The organism is Fundicoccus culcitae, from assembly GCF_024661895.1.
Taxonomy (GTDB): Bacteria; Bacillota; Bacilli; order Lactobacillales; family Aerococcaceae; genus Fundicoccus_A; species Fundicoccus_A culcitae.
In genome coordinates, this window is sequence record NZ_CP102453.1 from 2865724 (window position 1) to 2891624 (window position 25901).

The 25901-nt window shown below is 39.9% G+C and carries 19 protein-coding genes and 1 pseudogene; 14 read left to right on the forward strand and 6 right to left on the reverse strand.

Annotated elements, in window-relative coordinates; genetic code table 11:
- The first annotated feature begins 73 nt into the window (after positions 1-73).
- Positions 74-655 carry a MarR family winged helix-turn-helix transcriptional regulator gene (locus NRE15_RS12995; protein WP_313793293.1) on the forward strand — a complete coding sequence of 194 codons (582 nt, stop codon included), beginning with the start codon at positions 74-76 and terminating at the stop codon, positions 653-655.
- 172 nt (positions 656-827) lie between these two features.
- Here NRE15_RS12995 and NRE15_RS13000 read toward each other — a convergent pair whose 3' ends face one another.
- The 4 genes from NRE15_RS13000 to NRE15_RS13015 form a co-directional block, all read right to left on the reverse strand.
- Positions 828-1142, reverse strand: a complete 315-nt coding sequence (locus NRE15_RS13000; RefSeq protein WP_313793294.1) for a hypothetical protein — start codon at positions 1140-1142, stop codon at positions 828-830.
- A gap of 3 nt (positions 1143-1145) precedes the next feature.
- Entirely contained in the window at positions 1146-1529 is a 384-nt protein-coding gene (locus NRE15_RS13005; protein ID WP_313793295.1) for a MerR family transcriptional regulator, read from the reverse strand.
- A 135-nt stretch (positions 1530-1664) separates the two neighbouring features.
- The gene (locus NRE15_RS13010; protein WP_313793296.1) at positions 1665-1979 is read right to left on the reverse strand and encodes a hypothetical protein; all 315 of its coding nucleotides are present in this window, start codon (positions 1977-1979) and stop codon (positions 1665-1667) included.
- 137 nt (positions 1980-2116) lie between these two features.
- The gene (locus NRE15_RS13015) at positions 2117-4831 is read right to left on the reverse strand and encodes a cation-translocating P-type ATPase (protein ID WP_313793297.1); all 2715 of its coding nucleotides are present in this window, start codon (positions 4829-4831) and stop codon (positions 2117-2119) included.
- 464 nt (positions 4832-5295) lie between these two features.
- Between NRE15_RS13015 and NRE15_RS13020 the strand changes: the two genes are divergently transcribed.
- Positions 5296-6045 (forward strand): class A sortase, encoded by a 750-nt coding sequence (locus tag NRE15_RS13020; protein ID WP_313793298.1) that lies wholly within the window; start codon positions 5296-5298, stop codon positions 6043-6045.
- A gap of 62 nt (positions 6046-6107) precedes the next feature.
- On the opposite strand, the gene NRE15_RS13025 is transcribed toward NRE15_RS13020, so the two are convergent.
- Together NRE15_RS13025 and NRE15_RS13030 are read right to left on the reverse strand one after the other, a co-directional pair.
- Positions 6108-6884, reverse strand: a complete 777-nt coding sequence (locus NRE15_RS13025) for an ABC transporter permease (protein WP_313793299.1) — start codon at positions 6882-6884, stop codon at positions 6108-6110.
- A 2-nt stretch (positions 6885-6886) separates the two neighbouring features.
- The gene (locus NRE15_RS13030; protein ID WP_313793300.1) at positions 6887-7546 is read right to left on the reverse strand and encodes an ABC transporter ATP-binding protein; all 660 of its coding nucleotides are present in this window, start codon (positions 7544-7546) and stop codon (positions 6887-6889) included.
- Between the two features lie 337 nt (positions 7547-7883).
- Here NRE15_RS13030 and NRE15_RS13035 point away from each other — a divergent pair, with 337 nt between their 5' ends.
- The 12 genes and pseudogenes from NRE15_RS13035 (at position 7884) to NRE15_RS13090 (ending at position 25645) form a co-directional block, all read left to right on the forward strand.
- Positions 7884-8921 (forward strand): ABC transporter ATP-binding protein, encoded by a 1038-nt coding sequence (locus NRE15_RS13035; RefSeq protein ID WP_313793301.1) that lies wholly within the window; start codon positions 7884-7886, stop codon positions 8919-8921.
- Positions 8911-9807 carry a carbohydrate ABC transporter permease gene (locus NRE15_RS13040; RefSeq protein WP_313793302.1) on the forward strand — a complete coding sequence of 299 codons (897 nt, stop codon included), beginning with the start codon at positions 8911-8913 and terminating at the stop codon, positions 9805-9807. Before NRE15_RS13035 ends, NRE15_RS13040 begins: the two co-directional genes overlap by 11 nt.
- 2 nt (positions 9808-9809) lie before the next feature.
- Positions 9810-10631: a carbohydrate ABC transporter permease gene (locus tag NRE15_RS13045; RefSeq protein WP_313793303.1), complete on the forward strand. Its 822-nt coding sequence runs from the start codon at positions 9810-9812 to the stop codon at positions 10629-10631.
- A 27-nt stretch (positions 10632-10658) separates the two neighbouring features.
- Positions 10659-11933: an ABC transporter substrate-binding protein gene (locus NRE15_RS13050; RefSeq protein ID WP_313793304.1), complete on the forward strand. Its 1275-nt coding sequence runs from the start codon at positions 10659-10661 to the stop codon at positions 11931-11933.
- Positions 11934-12499: 566 nt separating this feature from the next.
- Complete coding sequence (gene ltrA, locus NRE15_RS13055) at positions 12500-13360, forward strand: group II intron reverse transcriptase/maturase (protein WP_313793305.1); 861 nt, start codon at positions 12500-12502, stop codon at positions 13358-13360.
- An 86-nt stretch (positions 13361-13446) separates the two neighbouring features.
- Positions 13447-13770, forward strand: a pseudogene (locus NRE15_RS13060) (group II intron maturase-specific domain-containing protein); the annotation flags it as partial.
- 2094 nt (positions 13771-15864) lie between these two features.
- Complete coding sequence (locus tag NRE15_RS13065) at positions 15865-20496, forward strand: MSCRAMM family protein (protein ID WP_313793306.1); 4632 nt, start codon at positions 15865-15867, stop codon at positions 20494-20496.
- 172 nt (positions 20497-20668) lie between these two features.
- Entirely contained in the window at positions 20669-21394 is a 726-nt protein-coding gene (locus NRE15_RS13070) for a FadR/GntR family transcriptional regulator (RefSeq protein WP_313793307.1), read from the forward strand.
- Positions 21395-21696: 302 nt separating this feature from the next.
- Entirely contained in the window at positions 21697-22317 is a 621-nt protein-coding gene (locus tag NRE15_RS13075) for a bifunctional 4-hydroxy-2-oxoglutarate aldolase/2-dehydro-3-deoxy-phosphogluconate aldolase (RefSeq protein WP_313793308.1), read from the forward strand.
- Positions 22318-22324: 7 nt separating this feature from the next.
- Complete coding sequence (gene uxaC, locus NRE15_RS13080) at positions 22325-23725, forward strand: glucuronate isomerase (RefSeq protein ID WP_313793309.1); 1401 nt, start codon at positions 22325-22327, stop codon at positions 23723-23725.
- 6 nt (positions 23726-23731) lie between these two features.
- Complete coding sequence (gene uxuA / locus NRE15_RS13085) at positions 23732-24781, forward strand: mannonate dehydratase (protein ID WP_313793310.1); 1050 nt, start codon at positions 23732-23734, stop codon at positions 24779-24781.
- Positions 24782-24805: 24 nt separating this feature from the next.
- Positions 24806-25645, forward strand: coding sequence for an SDR family oxidoreductase (locus tag NRE15_RS13090; RefSeq protein WP_313793311.1), 840 nt, complete (start codon positions 24806-24808; stop codon positions 25643-25645).
- Positions 25646-25901 lie beyond the last annotated feature (256 nt).

Below are 25901 nucleotides of genomic sequence, written 5' to 3' on the forward strand. Positions count from 1 at the left end.
AGCCTTAACAACGATTATTTGGTAAACTAAATATGAGAGAATAGGCAAATAAAATTAGAAAGTGTGTAATTATATGAATGAAACATTAAATACATCCATAGACTTGGCTAAGTATCAAGATCAGTTAGAAGTCTATGAAAAAGAAGTTATTTCAACATGGGTGGATGAAGATGAAGATATTGAATTAACCGCTGAAAGATACAAACAACTAAATAATATTATGCAACCCATGTACAACCTTATTTTATCTTATTCCAAATACTTTTCAATTCGAAAAGATTATGGAACGGGCATTGAATTAACTATGATTGAAGCCCATATTTTGCAAGATATTACAGATCCGGAATATCAAACGGCTTCGGCTCTAGCCAAAAAGTGGAAAAGAACACGTAGTGCTATTTCGCAAATTATTACCAAACTTGAAAACAAACAATTGATTGAAAGAACGGCTAACCCTTCTGACCGAAAATCGTATGATTTGAAATTAACGCCTCTAGGACAAGAAACAGCGCTGGCTCATAGTCGCTATGATAATGTCGATATTGTTAAGACGCATAAAAAACTTTTCAAAAAATTCTCTCCGGTTGAAATGGCTGCTTTTTTTGCCATTTGTGAGTCATACAATGAAATTCTCGAGGAAAACCAAAACCTTTAGGCAATAGCTATAGTAGTTGGTCAATCATGAAGATATTTTTGTGAGATTTACCAGCCTTATTAACAATTAAGCTAATAATAGCACCAAAATCCGAACAACAAATAATAGCGGGACCGTTCTTAACGCTATCATTTAATGTCCGGATTTTGGTGTTGAAAAACATATTCCCTAGTTATTTTAGCAACATCCAGCCATAAGCAACGATTAAACTAATGATGGTACGGATAGCTATGTGGCTCCATTGGAGGCTGTTTGTAAGGTAACCATTCAGGATAGCAACGACTACTAAGAGACCGAGTGCTAGTGGAAGACCCCAATTTGGTATGTTTGGGAGTAGGGCGATTAATAGACCAATCGCAGCGATAAAATAAAACACGTGCCAGTAGAAAAAGCCATTTAAGCGGATATCCATGAATGCAGCAATCAAGGTCAGGACAGCATAGGCAATAATGAAGCTATAGATTAGGATAGAAAATAGTTGATGCATAAATTAGTCCTCTTTTCTAAGTAAATTTAATTTTTCTTCAATGCGTTGGAGCAGTTGTTGCGCTTGCTGTAAGGATGCGATTTTTTCATCTATAAGTTGGGTTTTATTTGTTACAAGTTGTTTGATGTTACTTAAATCGTCAAGTTCAATTTGATAGACACTTTCGAGTGTTTGGTATTTATCGTCTAGCTTGAGTAATTCGAGAATTTCGTCTAAGGAAAATAGTCCGGCTTTTAAGACTTGAATCATTTCTAGCGTTTCGATATCTGATGCTTGGTAGTGGCGATGTTTACCTTGTCTGATTGGGCTAACGAGTCCAATGCGATCATAGTAGCGTAGTGTATCAATATTAATACCGGTCAACTGGCTTACTTCACCAATCTTCAACTCTATCCCTCCGTTCTTGACTATAGTATACAACCTGAAGTTGACTTCAGGTCAAGCTAGTTTTGGATGAAATTTTTTTATGATTGTTGCAGTGATATTTGTTTAAACAAAAAAACTTCTCTAGCACGAGAAGTTTTATTTCATTGCCCAGTAGACTACGATTAAGGTGGTAAATACGATTAGGGTTATGATGCGGGGGATGTTGAGGTTTTTGGTTATTGCACCTTTGACGACCCTTCCTTGGATGATGAGAAATAAGCCTAAGAGTAACATCCAATCGGGCATGCCAGGGAGTAGGGCTATTAGTGCGATAATGCCGCCTAAGTAGTTGATGGGATGCCACATTATTTTGAAGCCATCTGAGAGTAGTTCAGTGGTTGTGGTGGCTAATACAAAGTTCGCATAGACGATAACGATAATATAGATAGCGATTGTCAGTAGTTGATCCATTGGCACACCTTCTTTTCTTTGGTTTTATATAGTATACAAGTCTGACCTAGGTCTGCTCAAGTAATATAAATAGATACAAAAAAACTTCTACTCTGTGAGATAGACTCAAAGAGTAGAAGTTGAAAGTTATTCAATGATTATTGAACGTTTTCGCTACCTGGTTTTTCATATTTAGCAGCAACACCTGTCGTGCGTAGAATCCATTTAATAATTTCTACCAATGGAATAATACTGATAGCAGCGATGATTGCTACGGCCCAGCCGGATGCTGTTGGTAAAGTGACATCGAAGTAGGTATTAATACCTGGGATAAGGATAACACCTAATAATAAGGCACCAGACCCTATAAAGGCTAAGTTCAAGTATTTGTTATCAAATGGATTACTGCTGAACATTGATTTGAATGTTGACTTAACGTTATATGAATGGAACAATTGGATCATACCTAACGTAATAAAGGCCATTGTTTCTGCAATGTTGTTGTCATGAGGGTAAAGAACATAATGACCTACCCAATAAACGAATAAGGTAATACCGCCTTCAAGGATACCTTGATAGAAGATACTTGGTAAAACTCCGAATGAAAGGAAGTTATCTTTGCGTGTACGTGGTGCTTTAGTCATTGAGTCTTTTTCAGCATTTTCCATACCTAAAGCAATAGCAGGGAAAACGTCGGTAACGAGGTTAATCCATAAGATATGAATCGGCTCTAAAATGGTCCAGCCCATAAAGGTTGCGACGAATAAAGTAATAACTTCACCCATGTTTGCTGAAAGTAAGAACTGTACAGCTTTTTGAATGTTAGCAAATACTTTACGTCCTTCTTCAACGGCTACAACGATGGTTTCGAAGTTATCATCGGCTAGAACCATGTCTGAAGCACCTTTAGATACTTCTGTTCCGGTAATACCCATACCAACACCGATATCGGCTTGCTTTAATGAAGGAGCATCGTTAACACCGTCACCGGTCATGGCTACGACCACATCATTGGCTTGCCAAGCGCGGATAATTCTAACTTTATGTTCTGGAGATACACGTGCATATACAGAGTAGTTAGATACGGTACGAGTTAATTCTTCATCAGACATTTTGTCTAATTCAGCACCTGTCGTAACGTGAACGGAATTATCCTCATCAGGATTTAAAATCCCTAAACGTTCGGCAATGGCTTGTGCAGTAACGGCATGGTCACCTGTAATCATAACGGTACGAATACCGGCATTACGAGCTACTTTGATAGCTTCGCCAGCTTCTTGACGTTCAGGGTCAATCATACCCACAAGTCCAGCGAAAATTAAATCATTTTCAATTGATTCTGAATCCACTTTTTCAGGGAGTGAATCAACAATTTTGTAAGCTCCTGCAAGCACCCGCAAAGCATTACGTGCCATACCGTCATTAGCGGCAAGAATGGTATCGCTATGTTCTTGTGTAAATGGAATTACTTGATCGCCATCTTGATATTGAGTGACACGTTTGATTAATTGATCGGGAGCACCCTTAGCAGCAATTAAATATTTTCCGTCTTCAAGTTGGTGGATGGTAGACATTAATTTACGAGATGAATCAAATGGCACTTCATCAATACGTGGTGTGGCTTCTAATGCAGCTTCTAAATCAAAGCCTTTATCATTAGCGTATTTAATCATCGCAATTTCCGTTGGATCCCCGACTAAATTACCAGCATTATCTGTGTTGACGTCATTGGCAAATGTAATCGACCGTAATAAAGGTGTATCTAAATCAATATCTTCACTGGCTTCATGTAATTCACCATTGTAGTATACTTTTTCAATGGTCATCTTGTTAACGGTTAATGTACCTGTCTTATCAGAACAAATAACTTGGGTTGAACCTAAAGTTTCAACGGCTGGTAAGGTACGAACTAGGGCGTTTCTTTCAGCCATTTTTTGTGTACCAATAGATAAAATGATGGTTGTAATGGCTGGCAACCCTTCAGGGATAGCCGCAACTGCTAGTGAAATAGAAATAAGTAACATATCAATAACGGTATTATCACCCGCGTTTGGTCCAAAAAGTCCAACAAAGAAGGTAATAACAGCGATAATGATAATTAAATACGTCAGTTTCTTACCTAGTTCTTCTTGGTCACGTTGCAATGGCGTTTGTTGACTTTCAGTCGTAGATAATATATTAGCAATATTACCGACTTCGGTATTCATACCTGTACCGATAACCACACCCTTGGCACGACCATAGGTCACATTGGTACTTGAAAAAGCCATGTTTTTGCGGTCACCAATACCCGTTTCTGGATCAGCAATAATTTCTGTGCTTTTCTCAGACGGTACAGACTCACCGGTTAAGGCAGCTTCTTCAATTTGTAAAGAACTGGATTCAATTAAACGTAAATCGGCTGGCACGATATCCCCAGCTTCAAGTAAAACGATGTCTCCTGGTACTAATTCGGTACTTTTAATTTTTGAATTAGCATTATTCCGACGTACGGTCGCTTCAGGTGACGCCATATCTTTTAAAGCATCAATGGCTTCTTCGGCCTTGGATTCTTGGAATACACCCATAACCGCATTTAAAATAACTACGATTAAGATAACGACAGCATCCGCAATTCCTTCACCTTCGATAACTCCGATAACCGCTGAAACAGCTGCGGCAACTAACAAGACAATAATCATAAAGTCTTTAAACTGAGCAATAAACTTTTGCAATAAAGTTGTTTTTTCTTCCGTAATCAGTTCATTATGACCATATTGCTCGAGACGACGTTGGACTTCTGCATCACTTAAACCAGAAGAAGCATCGGTGTTTAAATGACTCACCACTTCTTCAGCCGACAATGTATAAGGTTTTACATCCTCTTTTGACATTTTTTCCTCCTAAATTCCTCCAATAGTTGTGCCAAAAATTAGCTAAAATAAAAAGACTTATGCTAACCAAACGCTAACTAGCTAACAATCTGGTGGCATAAGTCTCACTATTTAAGTACAGTACCAGCAGATTAGAAAATCTACTTAACGGTGTTGATACTGACAAGGCGCTAACCTTTAGTTACTCCCTTATGGATATAAATTATAAGATTATTATAATTAAAATTAGGGTTAATTGCAAACAGAAACATTAAATCAGTGATATTTATTTTAAAAAAGATCGCTAACATCCATACACAAACTGATTTGTGAAGTTTTTGTTACTATTTAAGTTGAAATAAGCCGAAAAAATGAAAAAGTTTAAAATAACTGTGATAAAATGATTAAATATTTGCATAATGATAGGAAAAAATAGCCGCATTTGATATATTATTATCAAGAGTATTTGAATGGGAGGCAAGAAAATGTCAGAAGAAAAGAATCCTCAAAGTCGTTCGGAGCGACGTAAAAAGGAAAAACGCAAGGGTGGTCGTTTTCAAACGATACTGGGTGTCATCTTGATTATTATTGCGGCTGCCTTACTTGCAATTGACCCAATAAAAAACCAGATTATTCGACAAGGGTCTGAACAAAATCAAATTGGTAATTTAACACGCGAGGAAGTCATAGCCAACCAAGATCGTGACGTTGAATACGACTGGCAAGCCATTACTAACATTAACGCCGCTGAGGTATTAGCTAATAGCATTAATCCCAATGATTTGCCGACTATCGGTGGCATAGCGATTCCCGAGGTATCGATGAATTTACCGATTTACAAAGGGGTAACCAACGAGGGAATGTATTTAGGCGCAGGAACCTTATATCCGGATATGGAAATGGGTGAATCCAACTATTCGATTGCTAGCCATCATTCGATTAATGAAGATTTATTATTTGCACCTCTGATGCGTGTTGAAATGGGAGATATCATTTACCTAACGGATTTAGAGAATATTTATGTTTATCAAGTGGACTATATCGATCAAGTCGAACCAACGCGTGTGGATTTAGTCCAGCCAACGGTTGAACCGATTGTTACGTTAATAACGTGTGATTACAGTCTTAACGAACGTGTCGTCGTTCAAGGTAGTTTGGTTGAGACGGTCGCCATCGAGAATGCCAGTCAGGAAATGTTAAATGCCTTCAATTTACCGCAGACCATTCCGGGTTAGAATAGATAATATTAAAAAACCGACACTCAATGATACTGAGGTCGGTTTTTTCGTTGTGTCGTTTATTCCCAAATTTCGGTTTTTAGTTGGTAGCGACTGCTAAAGTATTTGCCAAAGGTTAAGTAGGCTGCTAGAAATACGGAAAGGGCAGTGGCGGCGACCATCACAATCATAACCATCATTTGATACATAATGGCTTTGGTTGGTTCAACACCTGCAAAAATCATCCCTGACATCATCCCCGGCAAGGTTACCAGTCCAACCATCCGTGTACTATCAATCGTAGGTTGTAGACCTTGACGAATCGTATCACGTAAAATACCCTGTGATGCTTGGCGTGGTGTAGCGCCTAAGGCTAACATTTCTATCACCGCCTGTTGACGATCCGCATATAATTGCCGCATATTTGAATAAGTTAAGCCAACGGAAGTCATCACGGTACCGACAATCATTCCACTGATGGGAATGATTTGTGAGGGTATAAATTCCACACTTCCGGAAATAACAATAACAACCAAACTAATCGCTGTGGTGACAAAAATCGATATAAAAGAATCACGGAAGGCATGTTCAATGCCTTTGGCACGCTGCGCAGCATTCCAAGCAGCGTTAATAATGATAATTAAAACCATTCCTAAGGTAATCCATGTATTATCCACACTAAATATCGCTGTTAAGACAAAGCCGACAACTGATAATTGAATAATCATGCGGATGATTGCTACTAGAATATCTTTTTCTAAACCCAACTTTTCTCTATAGGAAATAAATAAAGCGATAAAGACTAAACTGAACGTTAAGACTAAACTTAAAGGACTTACTTGCAAATTTTGTTCCATGGTTAGTTGCCTCCTTTATTATTGGCTTTAACTAGCTTAATTTGACGTTGGGTCATCAGTTGTTCTTCTTCCATATGACTAACTAAAATAACTGTGACGCCTGTCTCTTCATGATACACACGCAACCATTCCCAGATATCTTTGCGTGTCTCCCCATCTAAGGCCGATGTAATTTCATCTAGCAAAATAACTTTTGGTGCAAATAGGACGTTACGGATTAATGAAACCCGTTGTTTTTCGCCTCCTGATAACGAGTTGATTTTACGGTCTAAAAACGCATCGGATAACTTCATTTGATTGAGTAATTCTAGGGCATGTGAACGATCAAATTCTAGATTACGTATCTCATAAGGAAAGCGTAAATTATCCTCGACGGTTTGACCAAACAAACTAGGGGTTTGAACACAATAGGAAATGGCTTGACGTAAAGTAACGGGGTCATAATCATTAACGTCTCTTCCATCGAATAAATATCTTCCTGTATGTTCGAGTCTTGGATCATTTAATTGAACCAAAAATTTCAATAAAGTACTCTTACCACTACCCGAAGGTCCAACGAGGGCAATAACTTCGCCGGCTTTTACAGAAAAGCTAACCGGTTCAAAAATGGCTTGCCCATTAGCCGTAATTGAAAGATTATCTATCGTGAGTTGATCTGACATTTTATGTTTCATCCTTTCATATTTAGCATCAATGTGATTATTATACAATAAATTAGAATGAATCTAAAGAGGCTTGGCTTGTAAAATTAAGTACATATCTAATTTACCACATATTTTGTCTTTTTATTATAAAAAATCTATATAAAGCACTAAAATTTACCCTTTACAATGCATAATGTCATATGGCAAGGAAATAAAGCCTTTACAATACCGATTAATGACAAGAAAGAGTGACTGTCAAAAATTAAAAACTATACCTAATATTTACATAAAATTTACAATCGCTTGCTATAATGTATTTGCTTAATGAATACGATAATATATACCGAGGTGGCCAATGCAAGTAAGATTTGAAGATGTTACCATGCGTTTCCAAGATAATACCGTTTTGGACAAAATCAACTTTACATTACCAAGTAAACAATTGGTTTCTTTTTTAGGACCTAGTGGGTGTGGTAAGTCAACGACCTTGTACCTAATTTCAGGATTGTTAGAAGCTAGTGGTGGGAAAATCTTTTTTGATGACCGTGATGTAACTAAGTTAGATCCGGTTAAACGACAAGTTGGGTTAGTCTTTCAAAATTACGCTCTATACCCACATTTGACCGTTTTAGAAAATATTATGTTCCCTTTGAAAATGGCTAAGATGCCTAAAAAAGAACGTCGTGAACGTGCCGAAGAAATGGCCCGTTTAACCCGCATTACCGATCAATTAAATAAATACCCCCGTCAATTATCGGGCGGGCAACAACAACGTGTGGCCATTAGTCGAGCCCTATCCAAGTCACCGGATACTCTTTTGATGGATGAACCTTTATCCAACTTAGATGCACGTCTAAGAATTGAAATGCGTGAGGAAATAAGACGCATTCAGCAAGAAACAGAAGTAACAACTGTCTTTGTTACGCACGACCAAGAAGAAGCGCTTAGTATTGCCGATCGTGTGATGGTTTTAGATAAGGGTGAAATTCAACAAATCAGTGATCCAGTGACCTTATATCAACGCCCTAATAATTTGTTTGTGGCGAAATTTATTGGGACACCGATCATCAATACTTTCCAACGTTCTTCAGTAGCCCTCAATCCTGAAGCAGAGATATTTAATCAAGAATGGGAATTGATTGGGATTCGCTCGGAACAATTTAGATTAGCGGATGAATCGGATTATTTAATCAAGGCGCAGGTGCAACGGATTGAAAATGTTGGTAAGGAAACGACTATTCACTGCGTAGCGGGTGAAGAACATTTTGTTGCGACGGATATCGAAGCGAATATTTCGGAAAATGATACGATTTATCTAAAGGTTAAAGGAGACCTTTTGTTATTTGACCAAGATAATAATATCATTGAAAGTAGTGGTGACAATGAATCGTAAAGTTACCCTAAAGAGTACCTTGCAAGCTTTGTTGTATTTGGCGCCGATGCTGATTTTAGTTGGGATATTTACTGTTTATCCAATTATTAAATCGATTGATATGAGTTTTTATTTAGATTTTAATTTGTTTACAGGCGAGATAGATGGACGGGGTTTGGCGAATTACGAAGAGTTATTTAACGATCCGGCTTTTTATCAAGCGTTAAAAAATACCGCTATCTTTGTTATCGGTGTCGTACCAGCTTCTCTCATTATTTCGTTAGCGATTGCTTTAATGTTAAACATGATTCCGTTTCTTAAAGGGTTCTTTAGAACCGTTTATTTTCTGCCTTATGTGACGTCCACCGTGGCTATTTCAATTGTTTGGAATTGGCTCTATCATTCGCGTTACGGTCTTTTCAATTATATTCTTGGCTTGTTTGGGGTTGAACCCATTAATTGGCTAAATAATCCTGATATGGCACTGCCAGCGGTGATTATTATGTCTATTTGGAAAGGTTTAGGCTTTAATATTTTGCTATTTCTTGTTGGTTTGGGCAATATTGATGAAAATTATTATAAGGCGGCTAAAATTGATGGCGCCAATGCTTGGAATAGATTTATTAATATTACCTTGCCTCTATTACGGCCGACAATCTTTTTATTATCAATTGTTGGTGTGATCAACAACTTTAAGGTTTTTGATGAAGTCTATTCTTTATTTAATGGACGTCCTGGTCCAGCGGGTTCAGCGACTACCTTAGTCTATTATTTATTCCAGAAGTTTTATGTTCAATTTGATTATGGTGTGGCTGCGGCTTCTGGGATTGTCTTGTTCTTAATCGTGTTAGGCATTACCTTGATTCAATTTTTCGGTAATCGTTACTTTGAGAAGCGGGGTGGCTAGACATGAAAAAGATCTTTTCTTATTCGATAACTTACGTTATTTTATTCTTTGGTGGCGTGCTAATGATTTTGCCTTTTTACTGGATGATTGCGACCAGTTTGAAGACAGGGACAGAAGCTATCGCCATCCCACCAGTCTGGGTGCCTGAAACTTTGCAATTTGGTAATTATGCCAAAGCCTGGGAAGCGGCACCGTTCGGTCGTTATTTTCTAAACAGTGTGTTCGTCACATCTGTCACAACGATCGGCGAATTATTTACGAGCATTTTGGCAGCTTATGCCTTTGCTAAACTTAGATTTTGGGGTAAAGATATCTTATTCATCTTGTTACTGGGTACGATGATGGTTCCAGGTGAGTTAATGACCATTCCTAACTTTGTTACATTAGCAGATTGGGGAATGATCAATACTTACTGGGCACTTATTTTACCTTGGTTAGCTAGTGTGTTTTCCGTCTTTACTTTGAAACAATCCTTCGAATCAATACCGAATGAATTGTATTATGCTGCTAAATCAGATGGTTGTAGTGATTGGCGTTTCCTTTGGGAAATGGTCGTTCCACTATCCAAATCATCGATTATTGCAGTAACCATTCTGAAGGTAATTGGTAGTTGGAATGCGTTCATGTGGCCTTTAATTGTCACAAATGAACGGTCGCTACGTACCTTACCTGTGGGATTACAAGCCTTTACGACCGAAGCTGGAACACAGTATGAACTGTTAATGGCTGCGTCAACAATTGTCGTAGTTCCTATGGTTGTCATTTATCTACTGTTGCAAAAGTACATCATGCAAGGCATTTCGCGTTCTGGCCTCAAGGGTTAGGACAAATATTCTGGAGGGAAAAAATTGATGAAAAAAATTAAAGTTTTACTCGCTAGTTTAGCTGCTACTGTTGGATTATCTGCCCTTAGCCCATTGGCTTCTGCTCAAGAACCTGTTGAATTAACATTCTGGCATGCAATGAATGGTCCGCACCAAGAAATGATTACGGAATTAGTTGGGGAATTTAATGCGTCTCAATCGGATTATGTTGTTGTTGAACAAAACCAAGGTGATTACAGTACCTTATCACAAAGTATTATGGCTTCAGGTGCTGCAGGTGACTTACCAACAATTGCTCAAATGGCTGCTTCTAACATGCCAGACTATATGGATTCAGGTATTTTATTAGCTCTAGATGATTTATTAACTGACGAAAATAACTTTGGTGAAGACTTATATGGTGATATCTTCCCTGGATTCCTTGAAGGTGTAACGTTTGATGATCAAGTTTATGCTATTCCATTCTCAAAATCGGTTCGTTTAATGTATGTAAACGAAGATTTATTAGCTGAAGCTGGTTTTGATACTATTCCAACGACTTGGGAAGAAGTTGAAGCATTAGGTGTGGCTTTACAAGAAGCAGGTTTAGAAAATCCAGCCATGGGTCTTGAAAACAGCTTCTCAATGGAAGTTGAAACAATGGCACGCCAAAATGGAGCTGCTTGGGTTTCTCAAGATTTATCAACAGTAGAAATCGCTTCTGAAACAGCGATTGCTCCAATTCAATTCTTAAAAGGTTTAATCGATAACGGCTATGCTCGTACTGCGGGTGAAGATGGTTACATGTCTGGTCCTTTCTCACAAGGTGAAACAGCTTTATACATCGGCTCTTCTGCTGGTTTAGCTTATGTTACGCCAGGAATTGAAGAAAATAACATTGGTTTCTCAACCGCTGAAATCCCTACGTTTGGTGGTGGCGATAAATTAACCTTATTCGCTGGAAATGATTTAGGTGTGTTTGCAACTGCCTCTGAAGAACAACAAGCAGGTGCCGTTCAATTCATGTCATTCTTACTACAACCAGAAAATACTGCACGTTGGGCTATCGCAACTGGCTACCTACCAATTACCCAAGCAGGTGTTGATTCTGAAACTTGGCAAAACTACTTAGCTGAAAACGAATATGTACAAGCTGCTTCAGCTGAGTTAGCTTATGGTATGTCATCTCCACAATACGTGGGTGCTAGTGAAGTCTTCAATGCGTTCGAAACAACCCTTGAAAACATCATCTTAAACGATGCTGACATCCAAACAGAAATGCAAGCCATAGAAGATTTAGTAAAAGGCCACTTAGGTTTATAATAATAAATATCACTGCAAGAAGCCGACCGGGTTTTACAACCCGATCGGCTTTTTTTATGGTGCGCCCGGCATGGGTGACAACTTGGTGGTGAAAGTCCACTACAGGCTTGGCAGTAGGAACTGTTAGCTAAAGGCAAGGGTGTCCATCGTGAGGTGGAATCTGAAGGAAGCCGGAGGCAAACACTCGCACTGACGAACAGAAACTTCATATTAAGGCTGAACAGGGACGGACGAGCTTGCCTTACAAAGTAAAGTCCAATACTGCACGAATCCCATACAGTAGATGAAGCAGTGACATGAGTGGAAGGTTGTCATTCTTACCCGGGGAGGTCTCATCAACGATAGTTAATCGTAGTAACAACGAATGATGAGAAGTCAGCAGACGTCATAGTACTAGCCTATAGCTAGGAAGGACAGAACAATAACAATTTTGAAAATCAAGGAGGTGGATACGTCACCGATAACGCAGACAACATCGTGATTAAGTTCGAAGAGATGGCTGCCTACAGAAGGATATGCTGGAAGCAAAAAGATATGTAGGAGTGCGGAGGTGTCGTAGCACAGATATGAATAAACAAAATGATATCTTACTGATTGACCAAGTAGTCAGTCAAACAAACATGGAACAAGCTATCGCTAAAGTTCGCAAAAATAAGGGAGCACCCGGTGTAGACGGGATGACGGTTAATGAACTAGACGAACATATGGCGACTTATGGGTCAGCCATTGTTCGAAAGCTCAAGGCTGGAACCTATCAACCACAACCTGTGAAACGAGTTGAAATACCCAAAGCTAACGGTGGAGTCCGCCTTTTGGGTATTCCAACGGTAAGGGATAGAGTCGTACAACAAGCGATACTTCAAGTGATTGACCCGATAATTGACCCGCATTTCTCTGAATTTAGTTACGGTTTTCGAAAAGGTCGCAACGCTCATCAAGCGGTGGCACGAGTCATCAGTTACTACGAAGAAGGTTATCGTGTAGTAGTAGACTGTGATTTGAAGAATTATTTCGATACCATCAACCATCAAATTCTTAGAAATAATCTTGAATACTATATTCAGGATAAAGTTGTTTTAAGAATTATCTGGAACTTTCTTAAATCAGGCATCCTGGACCAAGGCTTTTATGTTGAAACGGATATGGGAACACCACAAGGAGGCCCCTTATCTCCGTTACTAGCGAATGTCTATTTACACCATTTAGACAGGGAGCTTGAGCGTAGAGGTCATAAGTTCGCTCGATACGCGGATGATTTTGTCATCTATGTAAAGAGTAGACGGGCAGGCGAACGTGTGATGGAAGGTATTACAGACTTTATTGAAGGGAAATTACGTCTAACGGTGAATAAGGAAAAAAGCCGAGTGACGACACCCACCCAATCTAAATTCCTGGGGTTTCATATTCATAATAGCACGGGAAAGTAGGATGCCGACCTAGTCAGTCGGCTAAACAAAAGTTTCGCACCAAGCTCAAGAAGTTAACTCGTCGTAATCGACCTGGGTCATTTGAAGATATAGTAGTAGAAATCAATCGAGTGACTGTAGGGTGGATAAATTACTACAAAATTGGTTTTATGAAATCTTTCATGATAGAAACTCAGAGCTGGTTGAATCATCGATTGCGACAGCTCATCTGGAAAAGATGGAAGAAAGTATCCACTCGGTATACACAACTTAGGCGACTAGGCATAGACCATGATGATTCGCTCAAGATGGCAGGGAGTCGTAAGGCTTATTGGAGACTTTCACGGAGTGAAATTTTACACCGAGCCATCACAAACAAAAGGCTCGCTATCTGGGGATTGAAGGATCTAACCTACTTATATGAGCGATAAAAGATATTTAAGTTATTGAACCGCCGTGTACGGAACCGTACGCACGGTGGTGTGAGAGGTCGACTAGTCAATTAATGACTAGTCTCCTACTCGATTGGTGCTTGCGATGATGCGCGATTCCGCAATATGCCGGACTTCGAAAACGGGCCTTTCGCCGATTCACATCCTATGCCACGGTTGCTTTCCCCGATGGATGCTGAGGCTTATCCACTTTCTACTTCCCACTTGCGGTGGCGAAGCTTATGTTTTTCCTCTTCACCTAGGCGAACGCCAAATGAGTCGCTGTTTGGCGGGGGATTGGGGGGCGAACGCCAAATGAGTCGCCGTTTGGCGGGGGATTGGGGGGCGAACGCCAAATGAGTCGCTGTTTGGCGGGGGATTGGGGGGCGAACGCCAAATGAGTCGCTGTTTGGCGGAAGATTGGGGGCTCGTCATTTCACTCTTCCAACGGCTCAGCCTACTTGGCAGCTTTCTGTTCCCATCGACGTCCGGCAAATCAAAATATAAGGTACGGCTTATCAAATCACCGGTCATTTACTTCCCACTTATCGGATTGAAGATCCCATCCGCCACACAACTTGTTTATAGGCAGTTTGGAACTCCTATCCACCTCTCATAGGACTCTCTTGCGGATAGGATCTCTCTTCAGAGTAAGCGAGAAGTGAACGAGGGGGTTGTTTATGATATATCAATGCAATTAAAAGTTGATTTTCTTCGATGAATCATCTGAATTTTATTTTTTACAGAAATCTCTAGTTTTAGATGACTAATCTGGCCACTGCTATCAGAGCAATAGCCAGATTAAGCATTTGCCTAATAATTATTGGGAATTTCTTCTATCGGTGGGCTATTATAGACTGATGGTCGACGGTCACTTGTCATAATTGCTGACTAAGTGGAACTAACTTAGCCGGAATATTCCACATAACTGATTAAGTGGGAAATATATTTCCGTAAAATAGACTACAATTAAGGCTATTCGGTCATGAAATTAGGTGTATGATGATCGATTAGCTTTATTCGACGGCCTTTCACTCCCCACTTACGATGAATCATCTGAATTTGATGTTTTACAGAAATCTCTAGTTTTAGTTGCCTAATAATTATTGTGGATTTCCTCCATAGTTGGCTATCATCAACTAACAATCACTTACTTATCGCTTGTAATAAACCCTCCCATTGTCACTCAGATTTTCTCTCATGACAATAAAGGCGCCCATTGTCACTCAGATTTTCTCACATGACAATAAGCCGTCCCAATGTCACTCAGATTTTCTCACATGACAATAAGCCGTCCCAATGTCACTCAGATTTTCCCCCATGACAATAAGCCGTCCCATTGTCACTCAGATTTTCCCTCATGACAATAAGCCCTCCCATTGTCACTCAGGATTTTCCCCATGACAATAAAGGCGCCCATTGTCACTCAGGATTTTCCTCATGGTAAGTGGGAAATGAGTTACCATCAGTTTATGATAGACCACCGTTGGAAGGGAGGGATTTCACAAAAAATATTAGGCAAATGCTTTGTTCGGGTCACTGCTCTCTTAGCATTGACCCGAATAGTCATTTTAATGTAACGATTCCTGAAAAAAATTCAAATTCAGATGATTCATCGAAGAGAATCAGCCTTTTATCACGTTGATGCATCGCAAACAAGCACGCGTTCACTTCGCGCTTACAAAGCACTCAAGAAAATGGAGAATATGATGTCAATTACTGAAATACCGGCTTTCGATTATGCGGGAAGACCGCCAAATTGATTTGCCGGACTTCGTCGGGAAATGAAAGCCGGCAAATTAGGGTACAAGTTGAAAATTATAGAAAAACCAGTCTTTTATTTCTCGCTTTGCGCTAATAGTCACGCCCATTTTTCAAACCCCCTTTTCAAACCCCCAAAATGCAACGCCTCGTCCACTGAGATATTTATTAAAAAAAGTGGGGTAAAACATTTTCAAACTCTCAGGTAATTATGAAAAAAGCGTGAACTTAATGAGAAACTTTTAGTTAAAAATATGATATTTATTTGAGTTTAGCTTTTTCTTTAAGATATTATGATACATTTAAAGAGTAAACAAAGAAGGAGGAATTATCATGAAATTGAAGAAAATTGCTAAACATCTTCTTATTTCGTCAATGCTTGTGTCAAGCCAGTTAGGCGGATTTGTGACCATCTTTGCGCAAGAAAGCATTGAAGTAAATATCGATGTGTTTCTACAAACACAAATGAATCAGCCATCAGAGCAAACACAAATTTCGTATGATATTATTGATACCACATTATCGCAAGTGGTCTATTCGTATCGTTCCAATGATGTTCCCACAGAACCGTTGGTTTTAGAGCCGGGGAGTTATGTCTTACGTATTTATGATGCTCAGGGCTTTGTTCGTGACGGTGAATCAGTTACTGCTTATCAAATCGAGCAATCCATTCCTCAATTATCGCAAGAGGATATTAATGCTGGCCGTGACAATAAAGAATTAGATAATTTAGGAGCGGTCAACACGTTAGCAGATGGGACTGTTGTATATGATATCCCCTTTGACATCGAAGCAGGCCCTGACCTCGTTGACCCAACGACCCAACAAATGGTGACGGATTTGGACATTTTATTGACGGACCAAACCGCTGCCTCTATTCTTGGAGAACAAGGAAGCGATGAGACGCAACCTCCAGAAGCTCAAAATGGGGCTTTAGAGTTGCGGGTTTTTGACCAAAATGAAGTGGCTGTACCAAATGTCGTATTTGCATTAGGTGATTATTCACTGCAAACAGATGAAAATGGGTTGGCTCATTTAAATGATTTAGCGGCTGGAAACTATCATTTGAGTGTAGCGGAATTACCTGCAGGATTTACTGGACAATATGAGGTCGATTTAACCATTAACGCCAATGAAATTTCGCAAGTAACGATACATTTAGAAAGTACCCCACAATCCAGTAACCTCCAAATAAATATCACTGATCAAAACCAAGAGCCAGTGCCTAATGCCCAATTTTTAGTGGGCGATCAAATAATTACATCCAATGAAGCAGGTGTTGCTTCTCTATCAGAGTTACCCTTAGGTGATTATTATTATGCAATCTCTAGTTTACCCGAAGGCTATACCGGATGGGCAGAAGGAACCATAACAGTCGTTGCTGATGCAACTTCTGAAGTTAATATTACGGTAGAACGTCAAGCCCAAACAAATCAGGCTGAAATTACCGTCTTAGACCAAAATGGTGCACCTATTCCAGGGGTAGAGCTTGTTTTAGGTGATCAGTTGGCAACAACAAATGAAGACGGCGTAGCTAGCTTTAGTGAACTGCCGTTAGGTGATTACTATTATTATGTTAATGCTATTCCTGAAGGTTTTTCAGGTTCGTTTGAAGGGACCTTAACCGTAACCGCTGAACAAACTTCCACGACGACTGCTTACTTAGAACAGGCAGCGCAAACGAACGCAGCGGAATTTACAGTGGTTGATCAAAATAGTGCCCCAGTGCCAAGCGTTGAGATTACCGTTGCTGATCAAGTTATCGCAAGTAATGAAAATGGCGTCGCCAGCATAGCTGACTTACCTTTAGGTGACTACAATTATGCCATTAGCAGTCTGCCTGAAGGATATAGTGGAACTGCTGAAGGTGTCGTGTCTATTGTGGCGGATTCAATCGCTACCACTACCATAACGGTTGAACAACAAACTCAAACCAGCCAAGCAGCCATTACTGTCTTGGACCAAAATAATACGCCGATACCAGGTGTTGAAATTACCTTGGGTGAGCAAGCTGTTACTACCAACGAAAATGGGGTAGCTACCTTTAGTGAACTAGCTCTTGGAGACTTTACCTATAGTGTCACAGCTTTACCTGAAGGGTTTAGTGGTTCTCCCGAAGGTACCCTAACTATTTTGGCAGATGCAACTTCTGAATTAACTATCGCCGTTGAACGCTTAGCCACATCAAGCCAAGCGGAAATTACCGTACTTGATCAAAATAACGAAGCTGTTCCTGGGGTGGAGGTCGTTTTAGGCGACCAAGTAGCTACGACTAATGAAAGTGGCCTAGCAAGCTTTACGGAAGTACCTTTAGGTGACCAATACTATTATGTTAATAGCTTGCCAGAAGGCTACAGTGGTTCAGCCGAAGGGACCTTAACCGTAGAAGCTGACCAACTAGCTACCACCACCCTTCATTTAGAACGTGCGCCACAAACCAATCAAGCCATATTTACGCTTACAGACCAAGATGGACAAGCGGTCGCAAATGCCGAAATTACAGTAGCAGATCAAGTGATGACGACGAATGAAAATGGTGTCGCCAATCTGCCGAATTTACCTTTAGGGGATTACAATTATGCTTTGACTAGCTTGCCAGAAGGTTACACGGGTTCGGCTGAAGGTGTTGTGACCGTGACGGCGGACGCAGTGGCTGAGGTTAACATACAAGTTGAACGGGCTCCACAAACAACGACAGTAACCTTTACGGCTTATGACCAAAATGACCAATTAGTTCAGAATGTTGAAATTACCTTAAATGATCAGACCCTTTCAACCAATGAGGCGGGTGTCGTTGTGTTTGAAAATATCCAGGCAGGTAGCTATGACTATACCGTTAGCGGCTTGCCAGAAAATTATCACATCGAAAACCCAACCAATACCATTTTTGTACCCGAAAATGAACCAGCAACGGGGACGATTTTACTTACCTATGCAGAACCTACTGGGACGGTTCAATTCAATGTTCATGATCAAGAAAGTCAAGCCGTAGCCAATGCTGTCATCCAAGTAAACAATCAGGAAATAACAGCCAATAGCGAAGGAATCGCTAGTATTTCGGACTTAGCTGTCGATACCGATTATAATTATCAGTTAGTGTCACTACCTGAGGGTTATACGGGACAAGCCAGTGATGTAGTAACCGCAAATGCTGAGGAAACAACGGTCGTTGATATTCAAGTCAATCGAACCCTTGCAGCAGGGCGATTTATTTTAATTGTTAATGATCAAAATGCCGAAGCGGTTGCGGGTGTGACGGTCCGTTTAGGGGATCAAACAGCCACAACGGATGAAGCGGGACGTGCAGTATTCGATGAAGTTGCCCCAGGTACTTATGAGTATCAAATGACCGCCTTACCTGATGGCTATCAAGGGGAATTACAAACAGGTAACATTGTTATTGGAGAAGGCACCGAAGAAAGTCGCACGGTTGCGATAACACGGGATATTCAACAACGTTTGATTCAATTTGTGATAGTCGATCAAAATGACCAAGCCGTTAGTGGCATCGAAGTGACCGTGGATGGCCGCACCGGTACGACTAATGAGGAAGGGCGGGTCAGTTTTAGCGAATTAAATCCGGCCACCTATGACTATACTTTAAGTAATGTTCCGGATAATTACAGTGGTCAATTGACGGGTTCAGTGGAACTGACTGAAGCTGAAGACGTGACCGTACCCATTACACTGGAACGTGCGATTGAATTAGCAACCGCTCGGATTCAAGTATTAGACCAAAACAATCAAGCCGTTGCCAATGCAGTGGTCAAATTTGGTGGTTTGAATGGTACGACGGCTGAAGATGGCTGGGTTCAATTTAATTCACTTGACCCAGGCAATTACTACTATGAAGTCCTTGAAGCCCCAAGCAACTATGTTTTAAGTGGCGAAGAAGTCCGTGCCGAAATTGAAGAAGGTATGGCTTTTGAAGCCAGTTTAACCATTGAAAAACGTCTTTTAGGTCAAGTAAATATCACTGTTATCGACAATCAAAACCGCCCCGTTCAAAACGCTTTGATTCGAATCAATAATCAAGAGGTTCGTACCAATAGCGAAGGAATCGCCAGTTTTACGGAACTTGAAGTTGGGGACTATCCTTTTGAGATTGTTGAAGTACCTAATCAATACCAAATAACCAATAAGACTGGGACGGTAACGATAACCGCCGACCAAACCGTCGAACAAAATGTTTCGGTGGAAGTGCGCCCGGAATCGTCCGAAGTTTCGTCTGAATCCGAAGCCTCTTCTGAGTCCGAAGCCTCTTCTGAATCTGAAGCATCTTCCGAATCAGTAGCAGAATCCTCTGCAGCATCCGAATCAGAAAGTTCTTCTATATCTGAAGAAAGTGTTGATGAGAGTGAAGCTGAGGAAGCAACTAGACGGTATGTGGATGATGCGACAGGTATCGAGGTTTGGATCAATCCCGAAGATGCTGGCAATGTTGTCAGATTACAAACAAGTCGGGTAACTACCTTAAACCCCATACCGACGGCTTTAAATGGTAAGGAATATACGGTATATGATATTCAATTACTTGATCGACAAAATAATCCGGTTCAGTTAACACGGGTTGCAGAAATTCGTATTCCGATTGGACAAGTAAGAAGTCAAATTCAAGTTTTAAGAATTAATGGTGAGAATGTATCGAATTTAACGAATTCAGTTTATAATCAAACAGTCACCATTCGGACCCAACAATTAGGTCGATTTGCTGTTGTGACAGGTAATGCGGCCGTTGAATCTAGTTCTGAATCAATCAGTAGTAGTTCAAGTGATGAATCACAAACCAGTGAAGAAGCATCAGAATCATTATCGCGTCAAGTATCCATTTCAAAAAGCATCGAAGAAAATCTACCTGCTACAGGTGAAATCAGAACCTTACGTTATGTAACGTTAGCCATCATCTTAGTTGCATTTGGTTTTAAATTAATATTAAATGATTTATCTGCCAAAAAGAAAAAGTAATCAGATGATTTAATCGACTTGTAAAACACACTGTTGTATTTTAAACAATACAGACAGTGTGTTTTTTTGTATCGAGATATTTGTTAAGAGGTTACAGCTCGTGCTAAAATTGCTTATAATAGGAAAAGCAATTAAGATGAGAAAACAAAAAATAATTGAAAGGAGCCATTTTATGTCAGAAGAAAAATTAAATCATCAGACCTTATCCGAAAAAACGGCTGAACGGATTTTTGATTTTATTATTAAGAATGGTTACCAAGTTGGCAGTAAGCTACCGAATGAATTTACCTTAGCCAAAGAGTTGGAGGTCGGACGGAGTACTTTGCGTGAAGCGATTAAAATTTTAGCTTCACAAAATATTGTTGAAGTTAAGCATGGTTCAGGCACGTATGTTAAGAATTTAGTTTCGAGTCAAGAAGATCCTTTAGGTTTCAGTCAAGTTGAAGATACCCTTAAATTAACACAGGATTTATTTGAAATGCGTTTTTTGATTGAACCGCGCATGGCCAGTTTAGCGGCTATCCATGCGACGGATGTGGAAATTGATGTTATTGAGCAAATTGTTAAAGCAGTTGAAGTTGAAATTGAAAAAGATGATGCGATGCATTTTCAATTAGATATCCAACTCCATAGTGCGATTGCTGAAGCCAGTCGGAATATTGCAATGAAACAATTATTACCCATTATTATTGAATCGATTCAGCTTTATAATGACTACTTTACCAGTAAAGAAATTAAGCAGGCGACGATTGAATCCCATCGAGAAATTGCCCAGGCGATTAGACGACGCGACAGTTGGGGAGCTTATGATGCGATGTCGGTTCATATCTCACAAAATCGGATGGTCTTAAATCAGATGTCAGCTAAAAACAAAAGTACAGGGAGCAATCCATCATAAGTGCATGTTGCAACAAAGTCGTCTGATGTATATGTCGGATTTAGCGTCTAATACATCAGACAAGTCGGCGGTTAAAAGTCAACGAAATTGCGTAAATTTTCACAAACAAAACAACTTCATAAGGCCAGTAGAACCTATGTTTGATAAGGAATTCTAATATAAATAATAAATTGAGAACTATAATTAAAGTATAGGCTTTTTGTGATTTCGGCCTTGACTTTTGAATAGAAAACGAACATAATTAAGTCATCAGATGACTTCGCTAAAATGCAACGATATTTATTTTAATAGGAGGATAAGAGATGTTAGAGACAATGAAGAAAAACTATATTTTTGCCGTTGTGCGCGGTAAAGATGCAGAAGATGGTTATCAAATTTCCAAGGGGGCAATACAAGGCGGGATCAAAAATATTGAGGTTGCTTATACAACTCCGGGAGCCACGCAAGTCATTGAACGGTTAGTAGAAGAATTTAAAGAAGATACATCGGTTGTTGTTGGGGCGGGAACGGTGATGGATGGCGAGATGGCTACACAAGCTATGGAAGCAGGGGCTAAGTTTCTTGTTAGTCCGCATTATTCACAAGAAGTCATGGATGTAGCTAAAGCAAGAGATACTTATTATTTACCAGGCTGTGGAACAGTCACTGAAATTGTCAATGCGGTGAATCAAGGGGCACCCATTGTTAAATTATTCCCTGGCGGCTTATTAGGGCCAAGCTTTATCAAAGATGTCCATGGACCTTTACCTGATGTTGAATTGATGCCTTCAGGGGGTGTTTCGCTTGAAAACATTCGTGAATGGCGCGATAAAGGGGCAGTTGCCGTTGGTGTGGGTAGTGCATTAAGTAAGACGGTTCCCGAAAAAGGTTATGCCGGTGTGGCGGAAGAAGCGCAAAAATTTGTCAAAGCATTAGAGGGGTAAGCCAAGCATGAAATTTATTGATGAGAACTTTATGTTAACGAATGAACCCGCTAAAAGACTCTATCCTTATGCAGCTAAAATGCCGATATTTGACTATCATTGTCATTTAGATCCTAAAGAAATTTATGAAAATAAGCCGTATGAGAATATTGTATCGATTTGGTTAGCGGGTGACCATTATAAATGGCGGCTGATGCGCATTAATGGGGTCCCAGAACGATTGATAACCGGAGACGGCGCCAACAAGGAAAAATTTGAAGCTTGGGCGAAGACCTTAAGCAAAGCCTTTGGTAATGCCTTGTATCATTGGAGCCACTTAGAAATGCAACAAGTTTTTGGTATTGATGAAGCTTTAACGATGGATAATTGGGACGTTTTATATGATGAAATGAATCGTCAAATAACGGAACGACAATTGAGTCCAAGAGACTTGATTGAAGCATCCCATGTTAAATTCATAGGAACAACGGATCACCCCTTGGATGATTTAGAATGGCATCAAAAAATAGCGGCAGATGTAGCGATTAATTTTACGGTGGCACCCTCCTTTAGACCCGATGAAGCCTTTGTGACACATGCGCATTTTTCAAATTTTGTTACGCGGCTTGCCGAAAAAACGACGAAAGAAATTACTGATTTTGCCAGTTTTATCAAAGCAATGGGCGAACGTGTTAGTTATTTTGCGGATAATGGCTGTCGTGCTTCTGATCATAGTGTGAGTGAAATCGTTTGTGTAACAGCGGATGAAGCTGAATTAAATGACATTTTCACTAAAGCGATGCAAGGTGAAGCTTTAAATCAACATGAAGAAGATGCTTGGCAAACGGAAGTGTTGACAGCTTTAGCTGGTTTGTATAAAAAGCATGGTCTGGTGGCCCAAATTCATTTTGGTGCACGCCGAAATACGAATAGTAAAATGTTTAAGCGCATAGGAACAGATAGCGGCTTTGATTCCATTGGTGACCAAACCAATTTAGCTAAACATTTAAATCTTTTCTTGAATCATTTAACGCTTCAAGACAAATTGCCGAAGATGATTTTCTATAATTTAAACCCTGCCTACAATCGTTTAGTAGCTAATGCGATTCAAAATTTCCAAGCCAATGAAGAAGGCCTTGTTAATAAATTACACTTTGGTGCTGCTTGGTGGTTTGGGGATACAGAATCAGGTATGTTGGATCAAATGCAAATGTTGAGTGAAGAAGGTTTGTTAGCCAACTTTTTAGGGATGTTGACCGATTCCCGTTCGTTTTTATCCTATCAGCGCCATGACTACTTCCGTCGCATTTTAGCGAATATGATCGGTCAATGGGTCGTTGATGGAAAAGTGCCTAATGATGAGGCACTTCTAGGCAAATTAATGGAAGATATCGCATTTAATAATGCAAATATTTATTTTGGAGGCTAAGACACAATGGAAATGACTTTTAGATGGTATGGACATGATGACCCGGTAACCCTTGAGAATATTCGGCAAATACCTGGGATGCGGGGGATTGTATCGGCAATTTATGATATTCCTGTGGGTGAAGTTTGGCCGCGGGAACGAATTCGTCAATTAAAAGAAGATATTGAAAGTAAAGGACTCAAACTATCGGTGATTGAAAGTGTGCCGGTGCATGAAGATATCAAACTAGGTAAACCAAGCCGAGATCAATTAATTGCTAACTATGCCGAAACAATTCGTAATTTAGGTGCGGAAGGGGTCAATGTCGTTTGTTATAACTTTATGCCCGTTTTTGACTGGACTAGAACTGATCTAGCCTTTGAATTACCAGATGGCTCAAATGCCTTGATTTTTGATGAAGCCGTAGCAGCTAAAATGGATCCCGTATCCGGTGAATTATCTTTACCAGGTTGGGATGCCTCTTATACCAAAGAAGAAATGAAAAACATTATTGATGAATATGGTCAAATTGATAAGGAAACCTTGTGGGAGAATTTGCGATATTTTATTGAACGCATTATTCCTGTGGCTGAAGCAGCCGATGTGAAGATGGCTATTCACCCGGATGATCCTCCATATGATATTTTTGGGTTACCTCGAATTATTACCGACCAAGCTGCCGTTGAACGCTTTTTAGATTTGTACGACAGTCCAGCCAACGGCTTGACCTTGTGTGTAGGTTCTTATGCTTCTGACCCAGCGAATGATGCAGTCGCAATCTTACGCTATGCCTTAGGTAGAGAACGCGTGAACTTTATGCATGCGCGTAACATTAAACTAACCGGCCAAGGCAAGTCCTTCCAAGAAAGTGCCCATCCGACTGAATATGGTTCAATTGATATGTATGAAGTGATAAAAGCCTTAGTTGATCACAACTGGGAGGGGCCGATTCGTCCCGACCACGGTCGGATGATTTGGGGTGAAACAGGTCGTCCGGGCTATGGTCTGTATGATCGCGCTTTAGGAGCAACGTATTTATATGGTTTACACGAAGCCATTACAAAAGAAAATAAATAATTAAAAAGTGGAGGGATTGTAAAAATGACACAACCATTCGATTTTACAGATAAAGTTGTTGTTGTAACAGGTGCTGGTGGAGTAATCTGTGGCGAATTAGCCCGCGAATTCGCTAAAAAAGGCGCAAAAGTTGCTTTATTAGATTTAAATAGAGAAGCGGCTCAAAAGTATGTGGATGAAATTACAGCAGACGGTGGAACAGCTAAAGCCTATGCAGCCAATGTGTTAGATAAGACCTTTTTAGAAGGTGTTAGAGAAGAAGTCTTAGCTGACTTTGGACCCACCGATATATTAATCAATGGAGCGGGTGGAAATAATCCACGAGCCACTACCGATAATGAATTCCATGAACTCGATTTACCCGAAGACACTAAAACCTTCTTTGAGTTAGATGAAAAAGGCATCGAATTTGTCTTTAATTTAAATTATTTAGGTACTTTATTACCGACCCAAGTGTTTGCAAAGGATATGATTGGACGTCCTGGGGCGAATATTGTCAATATTTCATCCATGAATGCCTTCACCCCTTTAACGAAAATTCCAGCATACTCTGGCGCTAAATCAGCTGTCAGTAACTTTACCCAATGGTTAGCGGTCTATTTTGCCCATGTGGGTATCCGCTGTAACGCGATTGCGCCCGGTTTCTTAGTGACGAATCAAAACAGAGGCCTCTTATTTAATGAAGATGGAACACCGACTGAACGTGCCGATAAAATCTTGCGCAATACGCCACAAGGCCGTTTTGGTGAGTCTGAAGAACTCGTAGGCGGCGTCTTCTTCTTTGCCGATTCCAACTTATCAAGTTTTGTTAATGGCGTGGTTATGCCTATCGATGGTGGTTTTGCTGCTTATTCAGGCGTTTAACCCCCTAATAAATATCTCTGCTATATTTTACAGGAATGTCTATTTTAAATATTTAATCAGGCCACTGCTAACAGAGCAATGGCCTGATTAAATATTTGCCTAATAATTATTATGAATTTCCTCCATAGATGCGCTATTGTAGACGGTTCGTCACTTCCTGCTTAACGGAATTAAGGAGTGCAAGTAGGGGCTTTTTAGCAGAGATATTTTATTTAGAGGGTTTGATATTCTTTATTAAAAATTTATGATAAAATGA

Excerpts from the sequence above, each read along its gene's own strand:
- NRE15_RS12995 (WP_313793293.1), top strand. The coding sequence starts at position 74 with ATGAATGAAACATTAAATACATCCATAGACTTGGCTAAGTATCAAGAT.
- NRE15_RS13000 (WP_313793294.1), bottom strand. The coding sequence starts at position 1,142 with ATGCATCAACTATTTTCTATCCTAATCTATAGCTTCATTATTGCCTAT.
- NRE15_RS13010 (WP_313793296.1), bottom strand. The coding sequence starts at position 1,979 with ATGGATCAACTACTGACAATCGCTATCTATATTATCGTTATCGTCTAT.
- NRE15_RS13015 (WP_313793297.1), bottom strand. The coding sequence starts at position 4,831 with ATGTCAAAAGAGGATGTAAAACCTTATACATTGTCGGCTGAAGAAGTG.
- NRE15_RS13020 (WP_313793298.1), top strand. The coding sequence starts at position 5,296 with ATGTCAGAAGAAAAGAATCCTCAAAGTCGTTCGGAGCGACGTAAAAAG.
- NRE15_RS13025 (WP_313793299.1), bottom strand. The coding sequence starts at position 6,884 with ATGGAACAAAATTTGCAAGTAAGTCCTTTAAGTTTAGTCTTAACGTTC.
- NRE15_RS13030 (WP_313793300.1), bottom strand. The coding sequence starts at position 7,546 with ATGTCAGATCAACTCACGATAGATAATCTTTCAATTACGGCTAATGGG.
- NRE15_RS13035 (WP_313793301.1), top strand. The coding sequence starts at position 7,884 with ATGCAAGTAAGATTTGAAGATGTTACCATGCGTTTCCAAGATAATACC.
- NRE15_RS13040 (WP_313793302.1), top strand. The coding sequence starts at position 8,911 with ATGAATCGTAAAGTTACCCTAAAGAGTACCTTGCAAGCTTTGTTGTAT.
- NRE15_RS13045 (WP_313793303.1), top strand. The coding sequence starts at position 9,810 with ATGAAAAAGATCTTTTCTTATTCGATAACTTACGTTATTTTATTCTTT.
- NRE15_RS13050 (WP_313793304.1), top strand. The coding sequence starts at position 10,659 with ATGAAAAAAATTAAAGTTTTACTCGCTAGTTTAGCTGCTACTGTTGGA.
- ltrA (WP_313793305.1), top strand. The coding sequence starts at position 12,500 with ATGAATAAACAAAATGATATCTTACTGATTGACCAAGTAGTCAGTCAA.
- NRE15_RS13065 (WP_313793306.1), top strand. The coding sequence starts at position 15,865 with ATGAAATTGAAGAAAATTGCTAAACATCTTCTTATTTCGTCAATGCTT.
- NRE15_RS13070 (WP_313793307.1), top strand. The coding sequence starts at position 20,669 with ATGTCAGAAGAAAAATTAAATCATCAGACCTTATCCGAAAAAACGGCT.
- NRE15_RS13075 (WP_313793308.1), top strand. The coding sequence starts at position 21,697 with ATGTTAGAGACAATGAAGAAAAACTATATTTTTGCCGTTGTGCGCGGT.
- uxaC (WP_313793309.1), top strand. The coding sequence starts at position 22,325 with ATGAAATTTATTGATGAGAACTTTATGTTAACGAATGAACCCGCTAAA.
- uxuA (WP_313793310.1), top strand. The coding sequence starts at position 23,732 with ATGGAAATGACTTTTAGATGGTATGGACATGATGACCCGGTAACCCTT.
- NRE15_RS13090 (WP_313793311.1), top strand. The coding sequence starts at position 24,806 with ATGACACAACCATTCGATTTTACAGATAAAGTTGTTGTTGTAACAGGT.